This is a genomic window from Cupriavidus sp. 10L43_2 (assembly GCF_056395265.1).
On record NZ_JBFTJE010000039.1, the window covers coordinates 1 to 2,051 of the forward strand.

The 2,051-nt window shown below is 57.2% G+C and carries 3 protein-coding genes; all 3 read right to left on the reverse strand.

Annotated features, from left to right (window positions below; genetic code table 11):
* A partial coding sequence (locus tag AC1DEL_RS27440) for a hypothetical protein (protein ID WP_477126486.1) occupies positions 1-374 on the reverse strand: 374 nt, incomplete at its 3' end.
* Positions 375-414: 40 nt separating this feature from the next.
* The gene (locus tag AC1DEL_RS27445; protein WP_441645777.1) at positions 415-1,353 is read right to left on the reverse strand and encodes a DUF6708 domain-containing protein; all 939 of its coding nucleotides are present in this window, start codon (positions 1,351-1,353) and stop codon (positions 415-417) included.
* On the reverse strand, positions 1,353-2,051 hold a 699-nt coding region (locus AC1DEL_RS27450), incomplete at its 5' end, for a hypothetical protein (protein WP_477126487.1). The genes AC1DEL_RS27450 and AC1DEL_RS27445, both read right to left, overlap by 1 nt.

Sequence of the window (2,051 nt, forward strand, 5' to 3'; positions counted from 1 at the left end):
ACGTCCTGCGTCCACGTCTTCTGGAACGACAACGCTTGTGCTTCGGCCTGCAGCATCTGCTCCCAGCCCGCGAATTTCCACACGGCGTCGATGGCGGTCAGGATTCCCATCGATACCGCGCCGAAAATCGGGATCGAGCGGCTGATTCTCAGTACGCCGTATTCGTGCAGGCTCTTTGGGGTTTTCACATGTTCGACCAGCCAGGCGATTTTCTTGGTTGGGTCCTTGATGTTCGCGAGCGCCTTATCCATGTCGTCGGTGATAAACACGGCAATCTTCGCTTTCACATCCTTGGACGCAATGGCCGTGTTGAATGCCCCGATATTGCCGCTGGCGAAGCTTCCCGCCACCTGCCGTTCGGCATACGTGGTCAACTGTCGAGCCTGGCGCGCCCAGTGAGGGTTGCATACATCCCTATCGATACCCCTCCGGATTCGTGCTCGAATCCCGCACGTAGGGGTCGCCCGGCGCGATCCGGCAGGCCGCTTCGACATCGGCGGGCCAGCGTGGCACTTTGCTGGTGGCGTGGTAGATCAGACGGCCAAGGAAGAAGAGCACGTGGAATGGGAACATGAACCATTTGAGAATCAGGTTCGATGCATCCATGGAAACCAGTGCCACCCAGCCTTGATAGAGGGTTTCCCGCTTGTCTGCGATGGGCAGGCAATACTGGAACCCTGGCGCATCAATCACGGACTGTGGCCCTTCTTCCATGTAGCGGCGGATGAACTCCCAGTGGTGTCGGCATTGGTCAAGGCACGTGGAAGCGAAGCCGATCACGAACATCTCTCCGACGGTCTGCTCGTCCTTCAGGAGGAGGCCACAGATGCCATAAGAGCGCACGCCTAGAAACTGGCTGTTGACGCGCAAAGTGAAATACACGTCGTCCCACGATGCTTCCAGCACCGTGTCGTCGCCACGGAATAGGTAAACCTTGCGGTTCTGACGGTTGAAGCGTATCGGATAATGCGTATAGCGGAACCATTCACCGATCTTGAGGTTGAAGGCGACAACGCCAGCGATGAACAGCAGCAGAAGAACGGTTAAGGGAACTGTGACCCACAGCATCACGGACTCGTCGTGATGATCCCAATTTGGGTCCATATAATTGAGAAATATGACGCTATAGAATATCGCGGAAAGCGCATACATCAGTAGTCCAATACTGAAGAGTCCAAAGACGCTCATCGCTCCGCGATTTGCGTAGAGGCCGTCGACCAATTCCAAATACGTAGAGTTCATTCGGATGGCGAAGCCTGATGCATGTGGATCAGCCTCCGACTGATGGACTGCCAGTTGCCATTCACGATCCTGATCATTCAGCGGACGCTGCTTCTTGCTAGTTGTGAACATTATGCCTCTGTCATTACTTGATTGAAGTCAGTCTGTTCCGCCAAGGAATCGGGGTAGCGTCCCGATTGGAGTCTTCCCCAGTAAGAGCGCTCAAGCCATTGCGCGAATTTGTCGCCCTTGACGTGGTCGATCGCCATGCCCAGTGCGACCATCACGACCGCTAGCACCAAGCCCCAAGCGGCTAAACTAAGCCCGACGAAGAGGGTCGCACTACCCGCAGGAGCGAGAGCAGCCCAAAATACAAAAGCAGCCGCGGTAGCTCCCGTCACGCCGAAAATAATCTGCAAACCGCCCAATGCCCACTGATTGCGCGACAAGCTCTTCGCGCCGTCCACAATGTCCATCGTCGCCACGACACCCGAGATCACCGCCGTCAAGGCGCCGGCCACACGCAAAGCAATCCCCGCACGTTTTGCCATCCTCTCCCCAGTCGTCCTCTCAACCATCCCCGTCGCATACAAATTGCGCCACGTCCCAAACACCTGCGCCACCGCCGCCGCACCCGCAGCCAGCGCCCCCACATACAACCCATACCCCAGACTCACCCGCACGTCCTGCGTCCACGTCTTCTGGAACGACAACGCTTGTGCTTCGGCCTGCAGCATCTGCTCCCAGCCCGCGAATTTCCACACGGCGTCGATGGCGGTCAGGATTCCCATCGATACCGCGCCGAAAATCGGGATCGAGCGGCTGATTCT